Source organism: Celeribacter baekdonensis B30 (assembly GCF_000299875.1).
GTDB classification, from domain to species: Bacteria; Pseudomonadota; Alphaproteobacteria; order Rhodobacterales; family Rhodobacteraceae; genus Celeribacter; species Celeribacter baekdonensis_A.
The window spans coordinates 318260-341076 of record NZ_AMRK01000003.1 but is presented as its reverse complement, the minus strand read 5'-3'; the positions used below and the strand labels follow the sequence as shown (position 1 = coordinate 341076).

General features: G+C 57.7%; 25 protein-coding genes and 1 tRNA gene. 11 read left to right on the top strand and 15 right to left on the bottom strand.

All coding sequences use genetic code 11. The annotated features are described in order from the left end of the window. Positions 1–26 precede the first annotated feature (26 nt). Positions 27–1307, bottom strand: a complete 1281-nt coding sequence (locus B30_RS07530) for an O-acetylhomoserine aminocarboxypropyltransferase/cysteine synthase family protein (RefSeq protein ID WP_040402004.1) — start codon at positions 1305–1307, stop codon at positions 27–29. A 438-nt stretch (positions 1308–1745) separates the two neighbouring features. Here B30_RS07530 and arsC point away from each other — a divergent pair, with 438 nt between their 5' ends. Beyond that, on the top strand, positions 1746–2087 hold the full coding sequence (arsC, locus tag B30_RS07520) for an arsenate reductase (glutaredoxin) (RefSeq protein WP_009571445.1): 342 nt from the start codon (positions 1746–1748) through the stop codon (positions 2085–2087). A 39-nt stretch (positions 2088–2126) separates the two neighbouring features. On the opposite strand, the gene B30_RS07515 is transcribed toward arsC, so the two are convergent. Then, complete coding sequence (locus B30_RS07515) at positions 2127–2846, bottom strand: helix-turn-helix transcriptional regulator (RefSeq protein ID WP_009571444.1); 720 nt, start codon at positions 2844–2846, stop codon at positions 2127–2129. Positions 2847–2947: 101 nt separating this feature from the next. Here B30_RS07515 and B30_RS07510 point away from each other — a divergent pair, with 101 nt between their 5' ends. The 4 genes from B30_RS07510 to B30_RS07495 all read left to right on the top strand — a co-directional run bounded on the left by B30_RS07510 (position 2948) and on the right by B30_RS07495 (position 5686). Further along, positions 2948–3571 carry a glutathione S-transferase family protein gene (locus B30_RS07510; RefSeq protein WP_009571443.1) on the top strand — a complete coding sequence of 208 codons (624 nt, stop codon included), beginning with the start codon at positions 2948–2950 and terminating at the stop codon, positions 3569–3571. A gap of 88 nt (positions 3572–3659) precedes the next feature. Continuing rightward, positions 3660–4277 (top strand): flavin reductase family protein, encoded by a 618-nt coding sequence (locus tag B30_RS07505; RefSeq protein WP_009571442.1) that lies wholly within the window; start codon positions 3660–3662, stop codon positions 4275–4277. 71 nt (positions 4278–4348) lie between these two features. Beyond that, positions 4349–5146, top strand: coding sequence for a heme-dependent oxidative N-demethylase family protein (locus tag B30_RS07500; protein ID WP_009571441.1), 798 nt, complete (start codon positions 4349–4351; stop codon positions 5144–5146). 96 nt (positions 5147–5242) lie between these two features. Continuing rightward, entirely contained in the window at positions 5243–5686 is a 444-nt protein-coding gene (locus B30_RS07495; protein ID WP_009571440.1) for an EVE domain-containing protein, read from the top strand. A 4-nt stretch (positions 5687–5690) separates the two neighbouring features. Here the strand turns inward: B30_RS07495 and B30_RS21325 are convergent, their stop codons facing one another. The 3 genes from B30_RS21325 to acnA form a co-directional block, all read right to left on the bottom strand. Then, positions 5691–6281, bottom strand: a complete 591-nt coding sequence (locus B30_RS21325) for a RipA family octameric membrane protein (protein WP_442852427.1) — start codon at positions 6279–6281, stop codon at positions 5691–5693. Then, entirely contained in the window at positions 6215–6421 is a 207-nt protein-coding gene (locus B30_RS21320; RefSeq protein ID WP_152002120.1) for a RipA family octameric membrane protein, read from the bottom strand. The genes B30_RS21325 and B30_RS21320 overlap by 67 nt, the downstream gene beginning before the upstream one ends. Before the next feature lie 122 nt (positions 6422–6543). Continuing rightward, positions 6544–9297, bottom strand: coding sequence for an aconitate hydratase AcnA (gene acnA / locus B30_RS07485; protein WP_009571437.1), 2754 nt, complete (start codon positions 9295–9297; stop codon positions 6544–6546). Between the two features lie 306 nt (positions 9298–9603). Between acnA and B30_RS07480 the strand changes: the two genes are divergently transcribed. After that, positions 9604–10353 (top strand): DUF1223 domain-containing protein, encoded by a 750-nt coding sequence (locus B30_RS07480; RefSeq protein ID WP_009571436.1) that lies wholly within the window; start codon positions 9604–9606, stop codon positions 10351–10353. 113 nt (positions 10354–10466) lie between these two features. After that, positions 10467–11126: a hypothetical protein gene (locus tag B30_RS07475; protein ID WP_009571435.1), complete on the top strand. Its 660-nt coding sequence runs from the start codon at positions 10467–10469 to the stop codon at positions 11124–11126. Between the two features lie 24 nt (positions 11127–11150). On the opposite strand, the gene B30_RS07470 is transcribed toward B30_RS07475, so the two are convergent. The 5 genes from B30_RS07470 to purB form a co-directional block, all read right to left on the bottom strand. Further along, complete coding sequence (locus B30_RS07470) at positions 11151–12092, bottom strand: lysophospholipid acyltransferase family protein (protein WP_009571434.1); 942 nt, start codon at positions 12090–12092, stop codon at positions 11151–11153. Between the two features lie 7 nt (positions 12093–12099). After that, a complete protein-coding gene (locus B30_RS07465; protein ID WP_009571433.1) occupies positions 12100–12999 on the bottom strand; it encodes a DMT family transporter in 900 nt (299 codons plus the stop codon). Between the two features lie 87 nt (positions 13000–13086). Next, positions 13087–14208, bottom strand: coding sequence for a flagellar motor switch protein FliG (locus B30_RS07460; RefSeq protein ID WP_232616902.1), 1122 nt, complete (start codon positions 14206–14208; stop codon positions 13087–13089). Between the two features lie 175 nt (positions 14209–14383). Continuing rightward, positions 14384–14548 (bottom strand): hypothetical protein, encoded by a 165-nt coding sequence (locus B30_RS22125; RefSeq protein WP_157789797.1) that lies wholly within the window; start codon positions 14546–14548, stop codon positions 14384–14386. A gap of 75 nt (positions 14549–14623) precedes the next feature. After that, the gene (purB, locus tag B30_RS07455) at positions 14624–15928 is read right to left on the bottom strand and encodes an adenylosuccinate lyase (RefSeq protein ID WP_009571431.1); all 1305 of its coding nucleotides are present in this window, start codon (positions 15926–15928) and stop codon (positions 14624–14626) included. A gap of 204 nt (positions 15929–16132) precedes the next feature. On the opposite strand from purB, the gene B30_RS07450 reads away from it, so the two are divergent. Continuing rightward, positions 16133–16633: a GAF domain-containing protein gene (locus B30_RS07450; RefSeq protein ID WP_009571430.1), complete on the top strand. Its 501-nt coding sequence runs from the start codon at positions 16133–16135 to the stop codon at positions 16631–16633. A gap of 59 nt (positions 16634–16692) precedes the next feature. Continuing rightward, a complete protein-coding gene (locus B30_RS07445) occupies positions 16693–17157 on the top strand; it encodes a DUF6314 family protein (RefSeq protein WP_009571429.1) in 465 nt (154 codons plus the stop codon). 73 nt (positions 17158–17230) lie between these two features. Here the strand turns inward: B30_RS07445 and B30_RS07440 are convergent, their stop codons facing one another. From B30_RS07440 to B30_RS07425, 4 genes are all read right to left on the bottom strand, one after another. Beyond that, positions 17231–17758, bottom strand: a complete 528-nt coding sequence (locus B30_RS07440; RefSeq protein ID WP_009571428.1) for a hypothetical protein — start codon at positions 17756–17758, stop codon at positions 17231–17233. A 99-nt stretch (positions 17759–17857) separates the two neighbouring features. After that, complete coding sequence (locus B30_RS07435; protein ID WP_009571427.1) at positions 17858–18283, bottom strand: DUF1284 domain-containing protein; 426 nt, start codon at positions 18281–18283, stop codon at positions 17858–17860. A 124-nt stretch (positions 18284–18407) separates the two neighbouring features. After that, entirely contained in the window at positions 18408–19814 is a 1407-nt protein-coding gene (gene glnA, locus B30_RS07430; RefSeq protein ID WP_009571426.1) for a type I glutamate--ammonia ligase, read from the bottom strand. Positions 19815–19885: 71 nt separating this feature from the next. Beyond that, entirely contained in the window at positions 19886–20224 is a 339-nt protein-coding gene (locus B30_RS07425; RefSeq protein WP_009571425.1) for a P-II family nitrogen regulator, read from the bottom strand. A 262-nt stretch (positions 20225–20486) separates the two neighbouring features. On the opposite strand from B30_RS07425, the gene B30_RS07420 reads away from it, so the two are divergent. After that, a complete protein-coding gene (locus B30_RS07420; RefSeq protein WP_009571424.1) occupies positions 20487–22061 on the top strand; it encodes a bifunctional ADP-dependent NAD(P)H-hydrate dehydratase/NAD(P)H-hydrate epimerase in 1575 nt (524 codons plus the stop codon). A gap of 171 nt (positions 22062–22232) precedes the next feature. Here B30_RS07420 and B30_RS07415 read toward each other — a convergent pair whose 3' ends face one another. Beyond that, the gene (locus tag B30_RS07415) at positions 22233–22430 is read right to left on the bottom strand and encodes a hypothetical protein (RefSeq protein WP_009571423.1); all 198 of its coding nucleotides are present in this window, start codon (positions 22428–22430) and stop codon (positions 22233–22235) included. Between the two features lie 272 nt (positions 22431–22702). Here B30_RS07415 and B30_RS07410 point away from each other — a divergent pair. Beyond that, a tRNA-Leu gene (locus tag B30_RS07410) sits at positions 22703–22787 on the top strand. The last annotated feature ends 30 nt before the right edge of the window (positions 22788–22817 follow it).

The window sequence follows — 22817 nt, the reverse complement described above, 5'->3', positions numbered from 1 at the left end:
GTTTTGCAATTTTATAGGGATAAGATTTAAGACAGTGCCGCGTCCAAATCCGCGATCAGGTCATTGGCATCCTCAATCCCGATCGACAGACGCAAGACATTCGGGCCTGCGCCCGCTTTGATCAATTCGGCTTCGGTCAACTGGCTGTGGGTCGTGGACGCCGGGTGAATGACCAGCGAGCGGGTGTCGCCCAAATTGGCCACATGCGAGAACAATTCGAGCTTCGCGACCGTATCGACACAGGCCTGATAGCCGCCTTTGAGCGCCACGGTGAACAATGCCCCCGCCCCGCGCGGGCAAATCCGGGTTTGCAGATCGTAATAGGGGGAGGAGGGCAGGCCAGCGTAGGTCACCGCCTCGATCCGATCATCGCCTTCCAACCAGCTCGCAATTTCACGCGCGTTTTGGACGTGTTTTTGCATCCGCAGGCTCAGGGTTTCGATCCCCATCAGCGTATAATGCGCCGCTTGCGGGTTCATCGTCATGCCGAGATCACGCAACCCAATGGCGATGGAATGGAACGTAAAGGCCGCAGGGCCAAATGTGTCCACGAAATCAAGGCCGTGATAGGCGGGTTCGGGTTCGGACAGGGACGGGAATTTGCCCGAGGTGGCCCAGTCAAACGTGCCGCTGTCGACCACGCAGCCGCCGGTCACCGTGCCATTGCCGGTGAGGTATTTCGTGGTCGAATGCACCACCAAAGTGGCGCCGTGTTTGATCGGGTTGCACAGATAGGGCGTGGCCGTTGTGTTGTCGACGATCAACGGCAAGCCCGCCGATTTGGCAATCGCGCCAAGCGCGTCGAGATCGGAAATCACGCCACCGGGGTTGGCGATGGTTTCACAGAAAATCGCGCGGGTGTTGTCGTCAATCGCGTCGCGCACCGCGTCGAAATCGTCGAAATCGACGAATTTCGCCGACCAGCCAAAGCGTTTGAAGGTCTGGGAAAACTGCGTCAGCGTGCCGCCGTAAAGCCGGGTCGAGGCGACAACATTGCAGCCCGGCATCATCAACGGAAACAGCGCCATGATTTGCGCCGCGTGACCGGACGAACAGGTCACGGCCCCCGCGCCGCCTTCAAGCGCGCAAATCCGGTTGGCCAGCGCCATCACCGTCGGGTTGGTCAGGCGCGAATAGATGTAGCCGACCTCTTCAAGGTTGAACAGGCGCGCCGCATGGGCCGCGTCTTTGAAGACATAGGATGTGGTTTGATAAATCGGCACTTGGCGCGCGCCGGTGGTGGGATCTGGTTCGGTGCCTGCGTGAACTTGCAGCGTGTCAAAGCCCAGTTTTCGGTCTGTCATGATGGTCCTCCCATTCGCGATTTGGGCGACCCTACCATGTGTTTAGGCGGTTTCAAGCATCGACGTTCTCAAGATGATTATGAAGGATGCGTAAATGTCCCGGCTCACCACCACCCGGAGGGATGAGGGGGATGGTGATGAGCCGGGTCGCGAGAACATCGCAATATCGGGCCCTGAGAGAGGGCAGGGCATGTGGAAAAGGCGCTATCCCGCCAAAATCATCACGGCAAAGAACGGGACGAGCAACAAAACTTCGCCAGTGGGCAGCGGAATATGAGAGAGCAGGTGTTTCATGAATTTATATTTAGGGGCGAAAGGTTAACGTGTGATAACCGTGAACAGGGGTGGAACGAAAACAATCGGTTTCCTGATTTGTTCATATTGCCCCCTGGGACGTCTCGACCCATTCTGCGTTTCAAACTCAGGTTGAAAAGGCGCGCCATGACAACGATCTATCACAATCCCCGCTGTTCCAAATCCCGCGAAACCTTGGCGCTTTTGCGGGCCGAAGGGATCACGCCCGAGGTGGTGCTCTACGTTGAGACCCCGGTGTCACGCGCCAAATTGGCCGAGCTTGTGGCCCGCTCCGGCCTGTCTGCGGCGGCGTTTTTGCGGGCCAACGAGGCGGAGGCAAAGGAGATGGGTGTGAGTGCGACATCAGACCCAGAGGCGATTTTGGACGCCATTGCCGCCCATCCGCGCCTGATGGAGCGGCCGATTGTCGAGACAGCCAAAGGTGTGGCGCTGGGGCGGCCACCCGAGGCGGTCAAAGCGGTGCTTTAAACGCTACCTCTTGCCGTTCTAGATGATTTTACGCCGTTGTCACAGGCTGGGGCGATCACCGGCCGGGGCGATCACATGGCGGGTTTTCAATTCGGCAATATAGTTGCGTAAAAGTCGGACGCGGTGGGGGCGAAAACTCTCGTCCAAAAGTGTGAAACCGGCGATCGAACTGACGATGAATTGCCGAAATGCCCGTCTGAGTTGGCAAGACGCCAAGAGCATCAATTCGTGGTCCAGATAGACAATGGCCAAGGGCCAGATCACGCGGTCGCTCATCACACCCGCGCGGTCGCGATAGGTGATTTGGATCGCGCGCTCTTGCCAACAGGCCTCGCGCAGATCGGACATATCCACCGAGGGCACCGCAGGTGTTTGATAGCGATGCACAAGGCCCACGGCATGATGGATGTGGCGTTGCTTGTCCTCGGGCAGGGTGGCGGTGATTTTGGCCAATGCATCGCGCGCCGCCTGTGCCAGCGCCGGGTCGCCACGATGTTGCACCTCAGAGAGGCCCAGGACCAACGCTTCAATCTCCAACTGACTTAATGTCTGGGGAGGCAAAGCGATGTCCTCGGACAGGGTAAATCCCAACCCCGCTTCACCCTCGATCCGCGCGCCTGCAACACGCAGGCTCTCAATATCGCGGTAAAGCGTGCGTTCAGAGACGCCCAACTCCTCCGCCATCCGGGCCGCCGTGACCGGGGCGGGCAGGCAGCGAAACAGGTGCATGACACGAAACAGGCGGTCAGATTTGCTCATATGTGCTCCTTTCGCCTCATCCTCCAACATGTCTCCTGACGGAAACTGTCAGCAGCAGGGTGCCAGAGTGTTGGTCATACGCAAAGCAAAAAGGACATCCCATGCTGACGCTTTATCACTCTCCCAATTCGCGCTCGACACGGATCATCACCCTGTTGACGGCCCTCGATGTCATGGATCAGATCGACATCCGCCTCACCGACATACCGCGTCAGGACGGTTCGGGCGGGCGCGATCCAAACAATCCCCATCCTGAGGGCAAGGTGCCGTTTTTGGTCACCGAAGACGGCGAGACGATCCGCGAAACCAATGCGATCATGCTGTACCTTTGTGATCGGTTTCCCTCCGATTTCGCGCCCAAAGTTGGGGCGCCGGGGCGGGCGACGATGCTGTCTTGGATGGCGTGGTATGGGAATGTGTTGGAACCGGTCTTTGTGCTCAATGTCGCCGAGATCAGCCATCCGGTGTTGACCTCAACCTTTCGTGGCTTGCCGGAGGCAATCACTGCGCTGGCGGCAGGGTTAGAGGGCCGCGATTACCTTTTGGGCGCGCGCTATAGCGTCGTCGATCTGCTTGTGGCCTCGCCGTTCTTGTGGTTCCCGCAGGCTTTGCCAGACGTGCCGGTGATCAAGGACTGGGTGGCCCGCTGTGGGGCTCAGCCGGCCATCGCGCAAACCGCCGCGTATGAGGCCGAGGCGCAAAAAAGCCTCACCGAGATGGCATAAATCACGCAAGCGCCGGGGGAGGCCCCTCGGCGCGTTGCCAATCCGCGCGCAGTCTGCTTGTTTGGGCCGAACCGATGGAGAGGTCCCGATGCAGTTCGATTTCACCACACTTCCCGCCCGCGATCGCTATCGCCTGTTGACCAATTTTGTTGGCCCTCGGCCCATCGCCCTGGTCACGACCCGCAATGCGGACGGTAGCAACAACGCCGCTCCGATGTCGTTTTTCAACGTCATGTCCTCCGATCCCGCGCTTTTGGTGCTGGGCATCGCCTCTAAACCGGATCAGGAAAAAGATACTGCCGCCAATATCCGCCGCAGTGGCGTCTGCGCCATTCACATGGTCGATATGGCTTTGGCGGACACGATGTTGATCGCCGGGCTGTCGGTGCCCAATGGTGTGGATGAGCTGTCCTTGGCTGGGGTCGAGACCACGGATTGTGATGCCGTTGACGCGCCGCGCATTGTGGGCGCGTCTTGCGTGTTTGAATGCCGGGTGGAGCGGATTTTGGACTGGCCGAACCGGGTTTTGGTGATCCTTGAGGTGGTGCGGATGCATGTGCGTCGGGACTGTCTGGACAGTGAAGGCCGCTATGTGGACCCCGAGACCTATCAACCGATCGCGCGGCTGCATGGCGATGCTTATATCACCTCGGATCGACAGTTTGAGCTGACCGCCCCGGCCTTGGAAAGCGTGTTCAAACCCTGATCTTGCTGGCCTCATCCATGATATGATCTGGCCTCTTTCCGCGCCCCTGTTTCCGGTGCAGTCTAGGGTCTATGGAACAGATTCTACAGACAAAACTGAGCTTTGCCCCCTGGGTGGACCCGCGCACCCGGCGGTTGCCGGGGGTGGTGCCGTTTGAGCTTGAGACTTGGCTTGAGGTCGATACGGCCTACGGTGCGCAAATGGCGTTGCGCGATCATTTGATTGCGACCCAGCCCGATGAGGTCATGGGGTTGGATGAGAGCGCCCGGCCAGCCGCCGAGGAATTATATGATATGGTGTTGGGGCTTTTGCCGGGCTTGGGGTTTGCGGCCTCACAAGACGCGGTGACCCGTCCCGATGGCGTCACCGTGCCGCTGAATCGGGGCGCGCCGATCAAGACCCTCGCCCGGCTGATGCAAAATGATTTCTGCCTGATGCAACCGGACCCGAGCGGCGCAAGCCGGCAAAGCGTGCTGACCGGCGGCGCGCTGTGTTTTCCCTCGGGTTGGCGTCTGTCGGAGAAATTCATGAAACCGATGTTGCGGATTCACCAACCGATTGCGGCCTATACGCCGGAACTGGCCGCGCGGGTGCAGCGGCTTTTGGACGGGGTGCAGCCGGGACGGGGGCTGATGCGCGGCACCGCCTCGCGCTCGGACGCGCCTCTGAGCGATCCACGCTCAGAGGGCGACTTGCGCCATGGATCACATCAGTCGCGCTATATCCGGGTGGAGCGCCAAAGCCTTGTGCGCCTGCCGAACACACGGGCGGTGGTGTTCACCATCCATACGCAAGTGGTCCTTCCCGAGGCTTTGACCCCGGATCAAGCCAAGGCACTGGCCGAGTTTCCCATTCGCCTGGCGGATTGAGATCGGACGTCTGGCAGAACAGACGTCTGACCGCTCGGCTACTGACACATTGTGTCAGGGGGGATGGGGAAAGATGCCTCATCAAGGAGGCAAATCATGCGCAAATACTGGATCGGCGTCGCTGCTGGCACCCATGTGGCGAAAGGGGTGGCGGAAGGCTTTGCCCAACTCGGCCATGGCAAACAGGCGCCAGTGCAACGGCTCTCTATTGGCGATTGGATCGCCTATTACGCGCCGCGCGAGGGCTTGGGCGAGGGCGCACCGGTACAGGCGTTCGTGGCCATAGGCGAGGTGACAAGCCTGGTCTACCAAGCGCAACAAGCCCCCGGCTTTTGCCCCTATCGCCGCGATGTTGCCTATGTTGCAACGGCCAGACCAGCCCCCATTCGTCCGCTTCTACCACGCCTTAAATTTATCCCGGATCAAACCCATTGGGGCATGCCGTTTCGACGGGGTGTCTTTGCGGTGTCACGCGATGATTTTGCGGTGATTGCGGGCGCGATGGGTGTGTCGGTGCCCGCGGAGGTGGGGCTTTTGTGACAGGTTATTTTTTGCTGTGAGGTTCGAAAATGTGAGGTCTTTTATAGAGCTGAAAAGTTTCGCTGCTTATGACGGGCTTATCGAAGGTGTCATCATCGGGATCTCCGTTCTTAAAACCCTTCCAAGCATAGCTTCCACGTAATTGAACAGTAAAAAAGCTGAGTGCGAGCAGTCCGAGTATGAAACAAACAAGCGTACAGGCCATTGCAGGCGGGCTGCCTTCAACTTGATAGATCGCTGCCGATCCGAATGCCAAATAGGCGATGCACCAGAAAACCCCAATCACGAGAATGACGTAGCTGTTTACTTTCGACACACTATATGGGCGATCTAATTTTTTTCTGGATGGAAAGAACTTGTAGATATCGCCAACAACATAGGGTTCCAAAATATCAACATAGGCTTCCCAATTCGCCTGCCAAAATTTAGCTCCATTGGACATCATGGCCCATAGGGCTGTAACAATGCATCCGGTTAAGCTGATCAGGGCCATATAGCTGTGCTGCCACACCCCCAAAGTTGCCGCGCTTAAAACGATACCGACAGTTGCAAAAACGAAACTTGGAAGCCCCAAAAATACGTTGCGCGTTTCCAGTAGAGTTCAATTTCAAAATCGCGGTTCTTATGCGCTTGGCAGTATGCCGCCTTTGTTTTTTCCAGATCAAGCCGCCCTGTTTCATCGGCCAGGCCAAGTCGTTTAAAAAAATCTAACTTATAATCTGTGTCTTCGGTCATGCGTGGTTTCCAATGCATGTGAGGGTTTTTTGTTCAGTCTAACTCCCTTCACCGCAGTCTCAAATACTCAAACAAAAAGCCCCGCCTAAGCGGGGCTTTTCTATCTCAACCTGCGTAAAACCTTACGATTTGGCGAGGTTACGCAGCACGTAATGCAGCACACCACCGTTTTCGATGTATTCGATCTCAGGGGCGGTATCGATGCGGCATTTGACTTGGATGACCTTCACAGTGCCGTCCGCATAGGTGATCTCGCAGGGCAGGGTTGCCAGCGGGGTGACCGTGTCGAGGCCAGTGATGGAGACGGTTTCGTCGCCGGTCAGGCCCAGAGATTTGCGGGTGTCGCCGCCGGTGAATTCGAACGGCACCACACCCATGCCAACCAGGTTGGAGCGGTGGATCCGTTCAAAGCTTTCGGCGATGACGGCTTTGACACCCAAAAGCGCCGTGCCTTTGGCCGCCCAGTCACGCGAGGACCCCGCGCCGTACTGTTCGCCGGCAAAGATCACCAGCGGAGTGCCGGCCTCTTGGTAGGCCATGGAGGCATCGTAAATGGCCGCCTGTTGCCCATCCGGACCCTTGGTGTAGCCGCCTTCGACCCCATCGAGCATCTCGTTTTTGATGCGGATGTTGGCGAAAGTGCCGCGCATCATGATCTCGTGGTTGCCGCGACGCGAGCCGTAGGAGTTGAATTCACGGACCGGAACTTGGCGATCAATGAGGTATTTCCCTGCGGGCGTTGTCTGCGCAAAGGAGCCTGCCGGAGAGATGTGGTCGGTGGTGACCATATCGCCCAGGATGGCAAGGACTTTGGCGTCTTTGACGTTGTGGATCGTGCCTTTTTCCGCCGCCATGCCTTGGAAGTAAGGCGGGTTCTGGATGTAGGTCGAGGTCGGCGGCCAATCGTAGGTCTCAGAGCCGGAGACATCCACAGCCTGCCATTTCTCGTCGCCTTTGAACACATCGGCGTATTTCCTGAGGAAGGCTTCGCGGGTCACGGTTTTCTCAACCAGCTCCGAGATTTCCTCATTCGTCGGCCAGATATCTTTGAGGTAGACGTCATTGCCATTACTGTCCTGACCAAGCGGTTCGGACGTGAGGTCAATGTTCATGTCACCGGCGATGGCATAGGCCACCACCAGGGGCGGGGAGGCGAGGTAGTTGGCGCGCACATCAGGGGAGATCCGGCCCTCAAAGTTGCGGTTGCCCGACAACACAGCGGTGGCCAGCAAATCACCATCTGAGATGGCTTTGGAGATCTCTGGCTGAAGCGGACCGGAGTTGCCGATACAGGTGGTACAGCCGTAGCCGACGAGGTTAAAGCCGATGGCGTCCAGATCCTCGGACAGACCTGCCGCATCCAGATATTCGGTCACAACCTGAGAGCCAGGGGCCAGCGAGGTTTTGACCCAAGGTTTGCGGGTCAGACCCAATGCGCGCGCTTTGCGTGCCACAAGGCCTGCGCCGATCATCACATAAGGGTTGGAGGTGTTGGTGCAAGAGGTGATCGAGGCGATCACGACAGAGCCATCGCGCAGGGCGTAGTCTTGGCCGTCGACAGCTTGCGATTTGCGCGGATCTTTGGATTTCCCGTTAGAGGGGGCAGGACCTTCGGAGGCCATTTTTTCAGCCGCAGCACTGGTGTCGATCCCGCGATATTCGGTCACAACATCCAAAAAGGCAGGAGCCGCCTCAGTGAGGGCCACGTAGTCTTGCGGACGTTTCGGGCCGGAAATAGCTGGAACGATTTCGCCCATGTCCAACTCAAGCGTCGAGGAGTAGATCGGGGCATAATCCGCACCGCGCCAGAACCCGTTCTCTTTGGCATAGGCTTCAACCAAAGCGATGCGATCTTCGTCGCGGCCGGTTTGTTTGAGGTAGCGCAGGGTTTCATTGTCGATCGGGAAGAAGCCGCAGGTTGCGCCATATTCCGGTGCCATGTTGGCGATGGTGGAGCGCTGTGCGATTGGCAGTTTGTCCAGGCCTTCGCCGTAGAATTCAACGAATTTGCCAACCACGCCGTGAGCGCGGAGCATTTCGACGACTTTGAGCACGAGGTCGGTGCCGGTGGTGCCTTCGACCATTTCGCCGGTCAGTTTGAAACCGACAACTTCTGGGATCAGCATGGAAATCGGCTGACCGAGCATCGCGGCTTCGGCCTCGATGCCGCCCACGCCCCAGCCCAAAACGGCCATGCCGTTGACCATGGTGGTGTGGGAGTCGGTGCCGACGAGCGTATCGGGGTAGGCCACTTCGACGCCGGTTTGGTCGGTGTCCGTCCAAACGGTCTGTGCGAGGTATTCGACGTTTACCTGGTGACAAATGCCGGTTCCGGGCGGCACAACGCGGAAGTTTTCAAACGCGGTCTGACCCCATTTGAGGAACTGGTACCGTTCCATGTTGCGTTCATATTCACGGTCCACGTTCATCTGGAACGCCCGCGGGTTGCCGAATTCGTCGATCATCACCGAGTGGTCGATCACGAGATCGACAGGCACCAGCGGGTTGATCTTTTTGGCGTCGCCGCCCAGGGATTTGATGCCGTCGCGCATGGCGGCGAGGTCAACAACGGCGGGCACGCCGGTGAAATCCTGCATCAACACGCGGGCCGGGCGATAGGCGATCTCGCGCGGGTTTTTGCCGCCATTGGCGCCCCATTCAGCAAAGGCTTTGATGTCGTCGGTGGAGACGGAGAACCCGCCATCTTCAAACCGAAGAATGTTTTCCAGCACCACTTTGAGTGAGGCGGGCAGGTTGGAGAAATCGCCAAATCCTGCGTCCTGCGCAGCGGGGATCGAATAATAGGCGATTTTCTTGCCGTTCACAGTGAGTTCGCGGCGGGTTTTTGCGGTATCTTGACCGACAACTACAGTCATGGGGTTGGCCTCCCTTAGAGTGTCAACAGGGTTATGCTGCCCTGCTTTTGGCCTATTGGCCGAGTCCATTCAAGAGGGGAGATGCATTTTTGTGTGCAATGGTATACAAAAAAACCCGCGTGCCCGCCTCGCGTCGCTCAATCCGGGCGAATTGGCGCTTTTCTTATGAAAGAAGTCGGATATATCGGGGCGCGCATGGCGTGTTTTGCCCCTGCGGTCTTTACGCCACTGTAACGGTTTCTCGCAAAACCTTGATTGGCACCTGCGTTCTCACATCGTTATGCAAGGGACAAAGACGGAGACATCATGCGACAATTTATGGCAGGCCTCACCTTCGCGGTCCTTTCCGGTGTGATCACCGGAACACTTCCGGGCGCTCTTGTCGCCCAGGACATTCAAGGCAGTGCCACACAGAGCAGGTCCGCTCTGGTCGTCGTCGAACTTTTCACCTCCCAAGGCTGTTCCTCCTGTCCTCCCGCCGATGCCATGATGGCTGAACTTGCCACCCGCGACGATGTTCTGCCGCTCTCGCTGCATGTCGATTATTGGGATTATATCGGGTGGCGCGATGCCTTTGCCCAACCACAATTCACCGACCGGCAAAAAGCCTATGCCCATGCCGCCGGGAAACGTACCATCTATACGCCGCAAATGATTGTACAGGGGCTGGATCACCTCGTCGGTGCCAAACCCATGCGCTTGGCCGATCTCGTCGCTCATCATCACGCCAGCCCCGCCGCCCCTGTCACCCTTTCTGTACTCCGTGCGGGCTCAGCCCTGACCGTGACGGCTCTCCCCACCGGGCCCTTGCCGCCGTTGATGCGGATGTACCTCGTGCGTTACCTCCCATATGCGCGTGTCGACATTGAACGCGGCGAAAATGCCGGGCGTGTGGTGGATTACACCAATGTCGTCACCCAATGGACCTCTGTGGCCGATTGGGATGGCACGGCGCCATTCTCCGTGACCCTCGATGTTCCTGGCAAAGATCGCACCGCTGTGATCCTGCAAGCCGCAGGTCCCGGTCCGATCCTCTCGGTCGCCCGCGCCGACTGAAGCGCGTCCCGTTTCAGACATGTGAGCGTTTTAACAGGCTCTAAAGGATTTGCGGTTAGGCTTGCGGTTGACAAGGAGATATCCCTTGTCGCGCATCCCACTTTGGAGGTCACATGCCGCTGTTCCGCTTTCTTGCCCTGATTCTCGCTGCCGCACGGACGAAAACTGGCCCTCATGCGTTGGCCACCGCTTGCGCCTGTCTGGGGATGACGCTGTTCAGTGCCGCGCCGGTCTCCGCCGCCTCTGTCGGGTTGAATTCGCCCGAGGCAAAACTGGCGCTCCAAGCCTATTTTGAACAAACGATCCTGCCCTGGCTGTCTGAACCCACACTTCTGGGGGCCATTCGTGATCAAAACGAAACCACCGCCGGTTTGAGCGAGGCGGACGTCCTTCAACTTGATAAGACGTGGCGGGCCCAAGTGGGCACAGAGGATCAACCTATGGTCGATCAGGTGATCCACAACAATGTCGCGGATTTTTTCATCCACAGCATTGCTGACAACGGGGGCATTATTGCCGAGATTTTCATCATGGATGCCAAAGGCCTGAACGTGGCGGCCTCTTTGCCGACCTCGGATTACTGGCAGGGCGATGAGGCGAAATTCCAACAGACATTTTTGGTCGGTCTGGATGCCATCCATGTTGGCGATATTGAGTTCGATGCCTCGACAGGCGTGTCACAATCGCAGATTTCGGCCACAATCACCGATCCGGCGACCGGCGAGCCAATTGGTGCGATCACGGTTGGGGTGATTGCCGATATTTTGATGTGAGCTGTTGAGGGCGCCAAAGCGGCCCTATGCCTCGGGCGCTTCGTCTTGCGCATGCGCCATTTCGGCCAATTGGTCTTCCAGACGCTCCGGTTTCCACCGTCGATGGATCCAAAACCACTGTTCCATATGCTGACGGGTCACCGCCTCCAAACTGTCGTTGAGCGCCTGCGTCATCATCTCCGGATCGCCATGCGGAACGGGGGCCTCGACTTGCACCCGGAATGTCAGCCCATCCGGCTGCCGAATGCCATAGATGGGCACCAAAAGCGCATCATATTTCAACGCCAGTTCGGCCGCGGACAAAGCGGTGCGGGCGGGTTTGCCGAAAAACGTCAAAATCGGCCCGGCATGGACATAGACATCCACCAAGAACCCAATCATCCCGCCGGATTTCAAATGGGCCAGCAATTTGGCATAGCCTTTGCGTCCGCGCGGGAACAGCGGCTGACCGATGGTGCCAATCGCCTTGACGTAATGGGCGTTATAAAACTTGTTTTTCATCGGGTTATAGAGCGATCCAATGTCATAGCCTTTGGCAATCAACGCAGCGCGGGGGACGTCGTAATTGCCAAAATGCCCGGTCAAAAGGATCACCGGCCGCCGCGCAATGCGGGCCTGTTCAATGATTTCAACGCCGGGGCCCTCAAAGGTGACATCCTTCATCCGGTCGATGAAATCCACGCCGGAATAAATCTCGATCAATGTGCGACCGGCATTGTCCGCCACGGCACGCGTCAGCCGTTTGACCTCAGATTCTGGCAGTTCGGGCATCACATGCGCCAGATTTTCGCGCACCCGCCGATTATATCCGGCCAAGGGTGCCACCACATGCGCCATCACCCAGCCCATCATCCGCACGCGCGTTTGATAGGGCAGTGCGAGTGCGGCACCCAAAACCCCACGGATCAGCAGATTTTCAAGGTACTGTCCCAAGGACCCCTCGACATCGGCGCGTTTGATTTTCATGGCAGGCTCACTTTGGGGGCAGGTTTACAGTCGGAGAGACGCGGCTCTGTTTCTCGCGGTGCCAGACATAAAGCCCGGCCGCCACGATCACAAGAGCGCCGACCACAGTCCAAAAATCGGGCAGTTGGTGAAAGAAAACCATGCCCCAGCCCGAGGCCGCAAGCAATCCGGCATAGGAAAACGGCGCGATGGCGGAGGCCTCCGCCGCCGCATAGGCCCGGATCATCATCCATTGCCCAACCGCGCCGAGCGCGCCCATCACAGCCATCAATATCAGTGCCTCGCTGCTCGGAGCAATCCAGCGAAACGGGACAATCAGGCTCATGATCGCGGTGCAGATCAGACCGGAATAGAGCAGGGCGGTGAACGGGTTTTCCTTGAGGCCGATGTAGCGTGTCGACAGGGCATAGCCCGCCAAACAGACCGCCGACCCCAAGGGCCAAAGCGAGGCGAAAGAAAACACCGCGGCCCCAGGTCGGATGATGATCAACGCGCCGATCAGGGCCGCGATGATCCCCATAATGCGGCGCGCGCCAACGGTTTCGTCCAAAAGAACCGCGGCCCCCAGTGTGATCAAGACAGGGGCCAGATCGGCCACGGCGGTGGCTTCGGCCAGCCCTTGGGTTTTCAGCGCTGCGAAAAAACATGCGGCGGCCGTGAGTTGCAGGAGCCCGCGCAGAATTTGGAGGTTTGGATGTTGGGTTTTGAGCAAGGTTCTGAGCCTTGGCGCAAAAAGCACCACCAAAATCAACAATTGCCCGCCGTATCTGGCCCACAGGATTTGCGACAGGTCGATCTCCCCGCTCAACCGTTTGGCCACGGCATCCATCAGTGAGAAAAATGTCACCGAGGTGAGCATGAAAAGAATGCCGCGTGACTGCGCGGTGAGAGTTGAGAACCATATCATGGCGTGACGCTAGGTCTGAGGATCGGATTTGTCCATATGGTCCAAATGCAATGGGCATTTGCATCAGGGACGGTCGACCTGCGCAGCTTACTCTTCGTCGCCGGTCAAAAGGAAAATCTCCCCAGTGGATTCGAGGTCACGGATGACGGCAACAACGGCGTTCATGGCCTCCTCGGCATCCGATTCTTTGACCTTGCCGAGGGTGTCGATTTCTTCGCGCAGGCCATCAGCCATGCGTTTGGACATGTTGGACAAGATAAAGTCGGTGGAGGCCGCCGCTTCGCCCGTGGCCCCCGCGAGGGCTTTGATCAGCATGTCTTGTTCAACCCCGCGTACCACTTTGGCGACATCTCGGCCATCAATACGGGTGGCGATATTGGCAAAGGTAAAGATATTGCGCCGCACTTCTTCGGCAAAGGCTTTATCGGTCTCATCCAAGCCCTCAAGCACCCCGTCACGGGTGGCGGAACTGGAGAAATTGAGGATCGCGCCGACCCGTTCGGGCGGGTGGTCGGCAAAGGCTTGCGGCGGTTGGGCGTCCAGTTGCGAGGCGATGGAAATGCCGATGCGTTGAACCACGGCCGGAGAGATCGAAGAGGTCAGAGAAATGGCATAGGCGATGCGGCGCGCACGTTCACCCGGTAACATCGACATCAACTGTGCCGATTTTGAGACTTTGAGTTTGGACAAAAGCACCGCGCCGACTTCGACGCTTTCCTCTTGCAGCACAGGCATCAGGCGGGAAATGTCGATGTCGGAAATGCGCTCCCAGGGATCACCGGTCAAAGAAAATCCGGCATTTTTACGCAGTTTTGAGGCGGTGGTGGCCGAGATCGTGCCATCCAAGACATTGAGCGCGCCCTCAAGCCCGCCGGGGAAGGACAGGCCAATGGCCTCAAGCTCCTCTAAGAATTCTTCGACGACAGCGGCCAGCGTGTCCTTGTCGATATAGCGCAAATCGGTCAGTTGATGGGCCAATTCGACCTGCATTTCCTCGGGAAAATGGGCCAAGGGCAATTTGATGTCCTGAGCGGCGAGCAGTTTGACGATGACTGCGGCTTTCGCGCGTTTGGACAGTTTGGCGGGCATCCGCGAGATGGGCGAGGGCATGTCAAACCCGCCCATATCTCCTATGTTGCCAAAATCGCCGATCGACCCGAGGTCAGGAAGAGACCCCATGTCATCCGAAATTTGAGGAAATCCTGCCACGTGCGCCTCTTGATTTGGGTGTTTGGTGATTCACCGAAGTACGGGGCTACATTGGGCGATCAACCTTAACGTAACGCTACCAGATACGGGTCAACGGCCCGATTGCGCAGGATTTTATCTAAATTTTGATCTGTGATTGACCGGCGGCCAAACTCAAGCCCGCGTCACGCCAAAATCAGCCCATCACCTGTTCGACGCAGGTACCGGTTTTACTGTCCCAGACGAGCCCTTCGGCACAGGAGGCCAGTTTTTGTTCGTGCGGGCAGGTGAGGTCCTGAGCCCAAACCGGACTGGACAGGGACATCAGGCAGGCGAGGGCGGTGAAGCTGCGTTTCAACATAAAACTCTCCCAAAAGCGGTGGCCTTTGGAAGAGCATATCACAGAATCAGCCGGTTTTGGAGCGCCGGGCGGCGCTTAGGCGCCAAACACCCGTTTGAAAATCGTGTCGACATGTTTGGTGTGATAATCCATGTCGAATTTCTCGTTGATGCCGTCGACGCCTAAGGCGGCCACAACCTCTTCGTCAGCCAAGAGGAGGTCACGGAAATCCAGACGCTCTTCCCAAACTTTCAGCGCGTTGCGTTGCACCATGGAATAGGCGTTTTCACGCGACACGCCGGCTTGAGTCAGAGCCAGAAGCACACGTTGGCTCATCACAAGACCGGGGAATTTGTTCATATTGTCGAGCATGTTGTCCGGGAAGATCAACATCTTTTCGACCACACCAGCCAGGCGGTTGAGGGCAAAATCGAGCGTCACGGTGGCGTCCGGGCCTATGCCGCGTTCGACGGAGGAATGCGAGATGTCGCGTTCATGCCAGAGCGCCACGTTTTCCATCGCGGGGATTACGGTCATGCGGACGAGACGGGCAAGACCGGTGAGGTTTTCGGTCAACACCGGGTTTTTCTTATGCGGCATGGCGGAGGAGCCTTTTTGCCCCGCGGAGAAAAACTCGGCCCCCTCAAGGACCTCGGTGCGCTGCATGTGGCGGATCTCGATGGCGACGTTTTCAATCGAAGATGCGATGACCCCCAAGGTGGCAAAGAACATGGCGTGACGGTCGCGCGGAATGACCTGGGTGGAGATCGGTTCGGGTTTGAGGCCGAGTTGCGCGCAGACATGCTCTTCGACGGCGGGGTCGATATTGGCAAATGTGCCGACCGCACCGGAGATGGCGCCGGTGGCCACCTCTTCACGGGCGGACTGAAGGCGGGCCTTGTTGCGGTCCATCTCAGCATAAAAACGGGCAAAGGTCAGACCCATCGTGGTGGGTTCTGCGTGGATGCCGTGGGAGCGACCAACACGGACGGTCATCTTATGCTCAAGCGCGCGGGTTTTCAGCGCGGCGAGCAATTTGTCCATATCCGCCAAAAGGATGTCGGCGGCGCGCACAAGCTGGACGTTCAGGCAGGTGTCCAAAACGTCGGAGGAGGTCATGCCCTGATGCACGAACCGGGCCTCATCCGCGCCGACATGTTCGGCCAGATGGGTGAGAAAGGCGATGACATCATGCTTTGTGACAGCTTCGATCTCGTCAATGCGGGCGACATCGAATTCGACATCTTTGGCTTTCCAGACGGCGTCGGCGTTTGCCTGCGGGATCACGCCGAGCTTGGCCTGCGCATCACAGGCGTGGGCCTCGATCTCGTACCAGATTTTGAATTTGGTGGCGGGTTCCCAGATGTCGACCATCTCTTTGCGGGAGTAACGGGGGATCATGGCAGTCCTTTCGTGTACGCAAACGCTCGCGCGCCTCATACGCGTCTGAGGGGCCAAGAGCAAGTCTATGCGCATCCGGCAGGTGTGACCATGCATGAGGATCATATACAAGGAAACGATCAAATCGCTTTGGGGTTTGGGCAAGAACGTGGTATCTTGTTGCGGTGATGTTTGAATGGTGTGGATGGGAAGTGGACAAGTGCTGTGTTTGATTTTGCCGACCCCAAGCTGATGAGGTTTGCGCAGCAGCTGCATGACGAGATTCTGCCCTCCGGGGTGGTGATTTTTCGTGCCCGTGCCGGCGAAGTCGCGCCGAATCTTGAGGTTTTGGCCAACACCAGTCACCCCGTGGACCGGAAGCTGGACACATTGCTCGTGCCCCGTCTGACCATTGGCCATCTTGTGATCGAGATGAACCATGAATTGATCATCGACGATACGCTCTCTCATCCGCTGGTCAAAGACAGTGATGCGGTCACCGAAATGGGGATCATGGCCTATATCGGCGTGCCCTATCGTCTGAACGGACAGGCGGTTGGCGGCGTGTCCGTGGTGCATCAACATCGCCGCCAATGGGCCAGCGAACATATTCAGGCCGTGCGCGATGTGGCGCGACAATTGGATATTATTGTTGCGGACCGACATGCGCGTGGTCTGGTTGGTGCGGCCTTGCCAGACGTCAGCATGGATTCGCCCTTGCCGTGATCCGGTGTGGCCTCTCTCATCTCCTTTGATCCTGTGTGCGCCCGCGCTATAGAGGAGACATGACGCTTCAGCTTGCCGATTTTACAGGACTTTGGACGATCTCGCGCCAGATCGACGACCGCCGTGCCGCCTCTGGACAGGGTGCGGCACGGCTTGCGGGAACATGTGATTTTACCTTGGATTCAGAAGGGCTTATGCAAGAGGAACGCGGGCTTTTGTACATGCCCGGCGTCGACACACCGTTTGAGGCGGCCCGCCGTTATCTCTGGCGCGCAGAAGGCGCTTTGATCACGGTGTTTTTTGACGATGGCCGATATTTTCACAGTTTCGATCCGTGCCAAACCCATCCCGAGGCTTACCATGATTGCACCCCGGATCGCTACGAGGTGCGCTATGATTTTTCGAAGTGGCCGATTTGGCGGGCGCGTTGGCGCGTGATCGGCCCGCGCAAGGATTACGTCAGCGTGACCGAATATTGGCGCGCGCCCTCGGGCGGTGCTGGATTAAACGGTACAGCGTATTGAATGCGTGGGCCGGGGGCACAAGCGCCATGATCGCTTTCCGGTCGCGCTGTCCTTTTGCTTTGTGTCAAACGCTTTAGTCGGCATGCTGCGGGGCGGGGCCGGGGGGCGGGACGCGGATATAGTCGGGGGCCTCTGCCAACAGGGCGGGCTGTGCCGGCTCGGGCGCATCCACTTCGGCCTCAGCCGTCGAAAATCTACTCATGCCGCGTTTCGGCACCGGGTTGAGTGCCAGTGGTGGCGGACTTTTGCCCGCATCATAAAGCCGAATGCCATAGGTTTGCGCAGTGCTGCCATAGATATAGAGATCACGCGGGCCCAGAACGCTGCCATTCGGCCATGTCGGGTGACCATTGTTGATGTCGCCCGTCAAAATATGCTGATCGCGTTGCCACAACAGATGATAGCGCTGGCTGGCATAGAAAAAGACCCGCATGAATTTATCCGCCGGGTGGGTGAAGCTGTGCCACGGGATCGGGATGTCGCAGGTCACGACGCCGCCTTTCGGCAGGGTCAACACATCGCCGCGTTCAAACTGACGGATTTCGATGGATGAGTTGCTGTGATTGACGACTTTCGTCACTCTGGTGATTTCTAAAACCATGATTACTCCCCCTTAAGATATGTTCATCAGGCCAAGGCGCAATATCGGTTTCAAGGGGAATTTCGCCCGGAGAGTAAAGGGCGGACAGGGGGCCGTTGCTCAGAGGGCCCCCGTCAACCGCACGCCCGCAAAGCCGCCCTGCGCCACATCCGTGCACAGATCGGCCCAGTCGCACCCTTGGCAGGCGATGCGGACATGCCCACTGGCAAACCCCGCCCTCAGTTGCGAAAGCCGGGTGGCATTCAGGGTCAGCCTTACCCCGACCGTGATCTCAAGCCCCAGCCAAGCCCCCGCATCGCGCGCCGCCAAGGCATCGCGCGCGCCCACGCTGTCCCCATGACAATGCGCGCCGTCCTCAGTCAAAAGCGGCGCGCAAATGTCATCCGGCCCGTCCACGATTTCAATTTCCTCTCCTTCGGACATCCGCCCAGCGATCCGGTCATAGTTTTGAACAAAATCAGGGGAATACCCTTTGCCCACATAGGTGAGCAGGCACAAAAGGTGATGCGGGCGGAGATGGATCATGTGCCAATCATGGTGGAGCGTGGTTCGGGACGCAAGATGTGCCCAAAGTTTTGGCGTTAAAAGACCTCAAAAGAAAAGGGCCCCCGAAGGAGCCCTTTCCAAATCTTTATACAACCGACTGCGATTAGCAGGAGTAGTACATTTTGTACTCGATCGGGTGCGGTGTGTGCTCGTAGGCGTACACTTCTTCCCATTTGAGGGCCATGTAGCCTTCAAGCTGGTCTTTGGTGAACACGTCGCCAGCCAGCAAGAAGTCCATGTCGGCTTCCAGCTCTTCAAGTGCTTCGCGCAAGCTGCCGCAGACCGTCGGGATCGCGGCCAATTCTTCTGGCGGCAGATCGTAGAGGTCTTTGTCGGACGAGGGGCCCGGATCGATTTTGTTTTTGATGCCGTCGAGGCCAGCCATCAACAGGGCCGCAAAGCACAGGTACGGGTTGGCAGACGGGTCGGGGAAACGAGCTTCGACGCGTTTGGCTTTGGGGGATTCCGACCACGGAATACGCACACAGCCCGAGCGGTTGGATGCGGAATACGCCCGCAGAACCGGAGCTTCGAAGCCCGGGATCAAGCGTTTGTAGGAGTTGGTGGACGGGTTGGTGATCGCGTTCAACGCTTTGGCATGTTTCAAGATGCCGCCGATGAAATACAGCGCCTCTTGCGACAGATCCGCATATTTGTCGCCTGCGAACAACGGTTTACCGTCTTTCCAGATCGACATGTTGACGTGCATCCCGGTGCCGTTGTCGCCAGACATCGGTTTCGGCATGAAGGTCGCGGATTTGCCATAGGCATGGGCGACGTTGTGCACGACGTATTTGTATTTCTGGATCTCGTCCGCCTGTGTGGTCAGCGTTCCGAAGATCAGACCAAGCTCATGCTGACAAGAGGCCACCTCGTGGTGATGCTTATCCACTTTCATGCCCATATTGGCCATGGTGGTCAGCATTTCGCCACGAATGTCCTGAGCGTCATCAATCGGGTTGACCGGGAAATAGCCGCCCTTGATGCCCGGACGATGGCCGGTGTTGCCCATTTCGTATTCGGTGTCGGAGTTCCACGCACCGTCAAGCGCGTCGATCTGGTAGGACACTTTGTTCATCGACACGGAGAATCGCACATCGTCGAACAGGAAGAATTCAGCTTCCGGGCCACAGTAGAAGGCGTCACCGATGCCGGAGGACTTCAGATAGGCTTCGGCTTTTTGTGCGGTGCCGCGCGGGTCGCGCTCATAGGCTTCGCCAGTGTCGGGTTCGACCACGGAGCAATGCACGCACATGGTTTTTTCCGCGTAGAACGGGTCGATATAAACCGAGTCCGGGTCCGGGATCAGTTTCATGTCGGATTTGTCGATGGATTTCCAACCGGCGATCGACGACCCGTCGAACATAAACCCGTCTTCAAAAAAGCCTTCATCGATTTCGGTGTAGCGCAGTGTGACGTGCTGCAGCTTGCCGCGCGGATCGGTGAACCGCACGTCGACGTATTGAACGTCTTCGTCTTTGATGGTCTGGAGAACGTCTTGGATGCTCATTGTGACCTTTTCCCTCTGAGTTAGAAAACATGAATTGACATGAGGGCAGTTCACTCCGCCCCATGCCCCCCTTACAACGCGTCTTGGCCAGACTCGCCGGTGCGGATACGAATGGCTTGTTCGACCGGACAGACGAAAATCTTGCCGTCACCGATCTTGTCGGTTTTTGCCGCCGCAACAATCGCCTCAATCGCGCTGTCGACCTGATCGGCGGCCAGCACAACTTCGATTTTCACTTTCGGCAAAAAGTCCACGACGTATTCTGCACCGCGGTACAGTTCTGTGTGGCCCTTTTGGCGCCCGAACCCCTTCACCTCGACGACCGAAAGACCCTGAACGCCAATGTCTTGTAGCGCCTCTTTCACTTCGTCGAGCTTGAAGGGCTTGATGATCGCTTCGATCTTTTTCATCGACCTTCGACTCCCTAAACTTGGTTCGCTGACTGTCAGACCATTTCTCATCTGCCGCCACAATCGACTAGGCTGGACTAAGCGAGAAAGCCCCACAGGATTCGCATGGCTCTGCTTATAATTTGTGCGATGAGAGTTTAAAATGTGCAAAAATAAAACTTTTGAGGAAAACTATGGCGGAACTTTTGACCAGTGCCCAAATGCGCGCCATTCCCACTGCGCCTTCAGGCGCGGTCGCACCAGTTGAGCGGAGGCCAAAACGATGACCGAACTTCTGACATCGGCCCAAATGCGCGCCATTGAACAGGCCGCGATTGCCTCCGGGTCGGTCACCGGACTGACCCTGATGGAACGCGCCGGGCAGGGTGTCGTGGACGCCATCCTGGACGAATGGCCCGAGCTTGCCCTGAGTTCTTATAAAGCTGTCGTGCTCTGTGGTCCCGGCAACAATGGCGGCGACGGATTTGTCATCGCCCGCCTCCTGAAACAGCGCGGCTGGGGCGTGGAGGTGTTTCTCTATGGCGACCCCGAAAACCTCCCGCCGGATGCGCGGGTGAATTATGAGCGGTGGGGGGGAATGGGGGGCGTGTCGCCCTGTGAGGATGAAGCGTTTGATGGGTCATTTCCGACAGATGATCAGCCGACCATTGTGGTCGATGCGCTTTTTGGCACGGGTCTTACGCGACCCTTTTTGTCATGCCGACATCTCTCAATGTTGCTTAACACCTGCCAGAGCCATTGGGAGGTGCGGCATAGTGGGCCGCGCGTTGTTGCCGTAGATGTGCCAAGTGGATTATGTGCTGACTCTGGAAAATGGCTGGGGGACGATCAGCCATTAGATTTTGCGAACGTCGCAAATCTTACGGTCTCGTTTCATTCAAAGAAATTGGGTCACGTTTTGGCGGATGGCCCTCAGTGCTGCGGCAAAACGGTCGTCGCGGAGATTGGATTGAGACATGCAATGGAGCCCTCGTACGTTCTTTCGATCAATCATAGTTCGCAACCAGATTTTCTGACAAAACGGGCGAGCCAACACAAATACACCCATGGTCATGCCCTCGTCCTCTCTGGCCCCTCGGGCAAAACCGGTGCGGCGCGTCTCGCCGCCCGTGCGGCCCTGCGGGTCGGGGCGGGGCTTGTGACCCTTGGTACAGCTCATGAGGCTCTGATTGAAAATGCGGCGCATTTGACCGCCATTATGCTCGCGGAGATTGATGGGGCTGAGGCGCTGACCGAAACGCTCAAAGACAGCCGTATCAACGCATTTTGCGTCGGTCCGGGCTTTGGTGTTGATCGGGCCGGGGCGTTTCTACCTGTTCTGCTGGCCGCCAAGCGTCCTACGGTGCTTGATGCCGATGCGCTCACGGCGCTCTCGCAGGACGAAGGCCTGTTTGCCGCCCTACATGACACATGCGTCCTCACGCCCCACGCCGGGGAATTCAAACGGCTGTTCCCGGACATTGCCGCCAAACTCGACGCGCCCGCCACCACAGGTCCGGCCTATTCCAAACTCGATGCCACCCGTGAGGCCGCCAAACGCGCCGGGAGCGTGGTTTTGTTCAAAGGCCCCGATACCGTGATCGCCTCTCCCGATGGCCACGCTACCGTCAACGCCGCCGTGTATGAGCGGGCCGCCCCATGGCTTGCCACTGCCGGGTCTGGCGATGTGTTGGCCGGGATCATCACCGGGCTTTTGGCGCGTGGGCACTCCCCGCATCAAGCCGCCGAGACCGGCGCCTGGCTTCACACCGAGGCCGCGCGCAGCTTTGGCCCCGGTTTGATCGCGGAAGATTTGCCAGAGGAATTGCCGAAGGTGTTTCGTCAGCTTGGGCTATGAGTATTTGGGCTGCAATGAAGGATGCGGCACATTCTTTCAGGCTTTCGGGTCCAAATCCGCAAAATCCGGGGCGGTACAACAGCAAGACACGAAAAAGCGCGCCTGAAAGAGAGGTCTCTTTCTAAGGCGCGCCGAAAAATACGTCACTTTTGTCAGGAATTCGGCCGAAGATCAGGCGGCGAAGGGCAATCCGCTCTCGCTCATCACCAAAATGCCACCCGCGTAAATCGCTTCTTCGCGCTCAAATACCAATTTGAATCGTTTCGGCGCCAGCGTGTCGATGTCGCGCAACCGACGCATTCCGGCGCGGGTGATGATCCGATCACCCGGTTCAAGGTATTCAACGGGCAGGATGCCATCAGCTGTCATAACCTCAGTCCCCATGGGCAAGCCATTGGCGTAATTGGATAAAATGTCCTGCACGCGAAGTCGCTGAGGCGGAGTCCTCCCCTCATTACGCTCATTCTCGTGCCCGCTGCCGTTATCGGTCATGTCAGGGCCTTATTATGCTACTGCCTCAGTACTATGACCCAGAATATGGTAATATTTGGTTACGGGATAGGATTTTTTATGATTTGCCCCGCGATACCCGTATTTTGTGGCTGGCATCGGGGGGGGCAGTTTGCTAATTGAAGCGCCACGCGGGTGTGGCGAAATTGGTAGACGCACTAGATTTAGGTTCTAGCGCCGCAAGGCGTGGGGGTTCAAGTCCCTCCACCCGCACCAAACACGTTCCTATGGAAAGTGCAGACCATC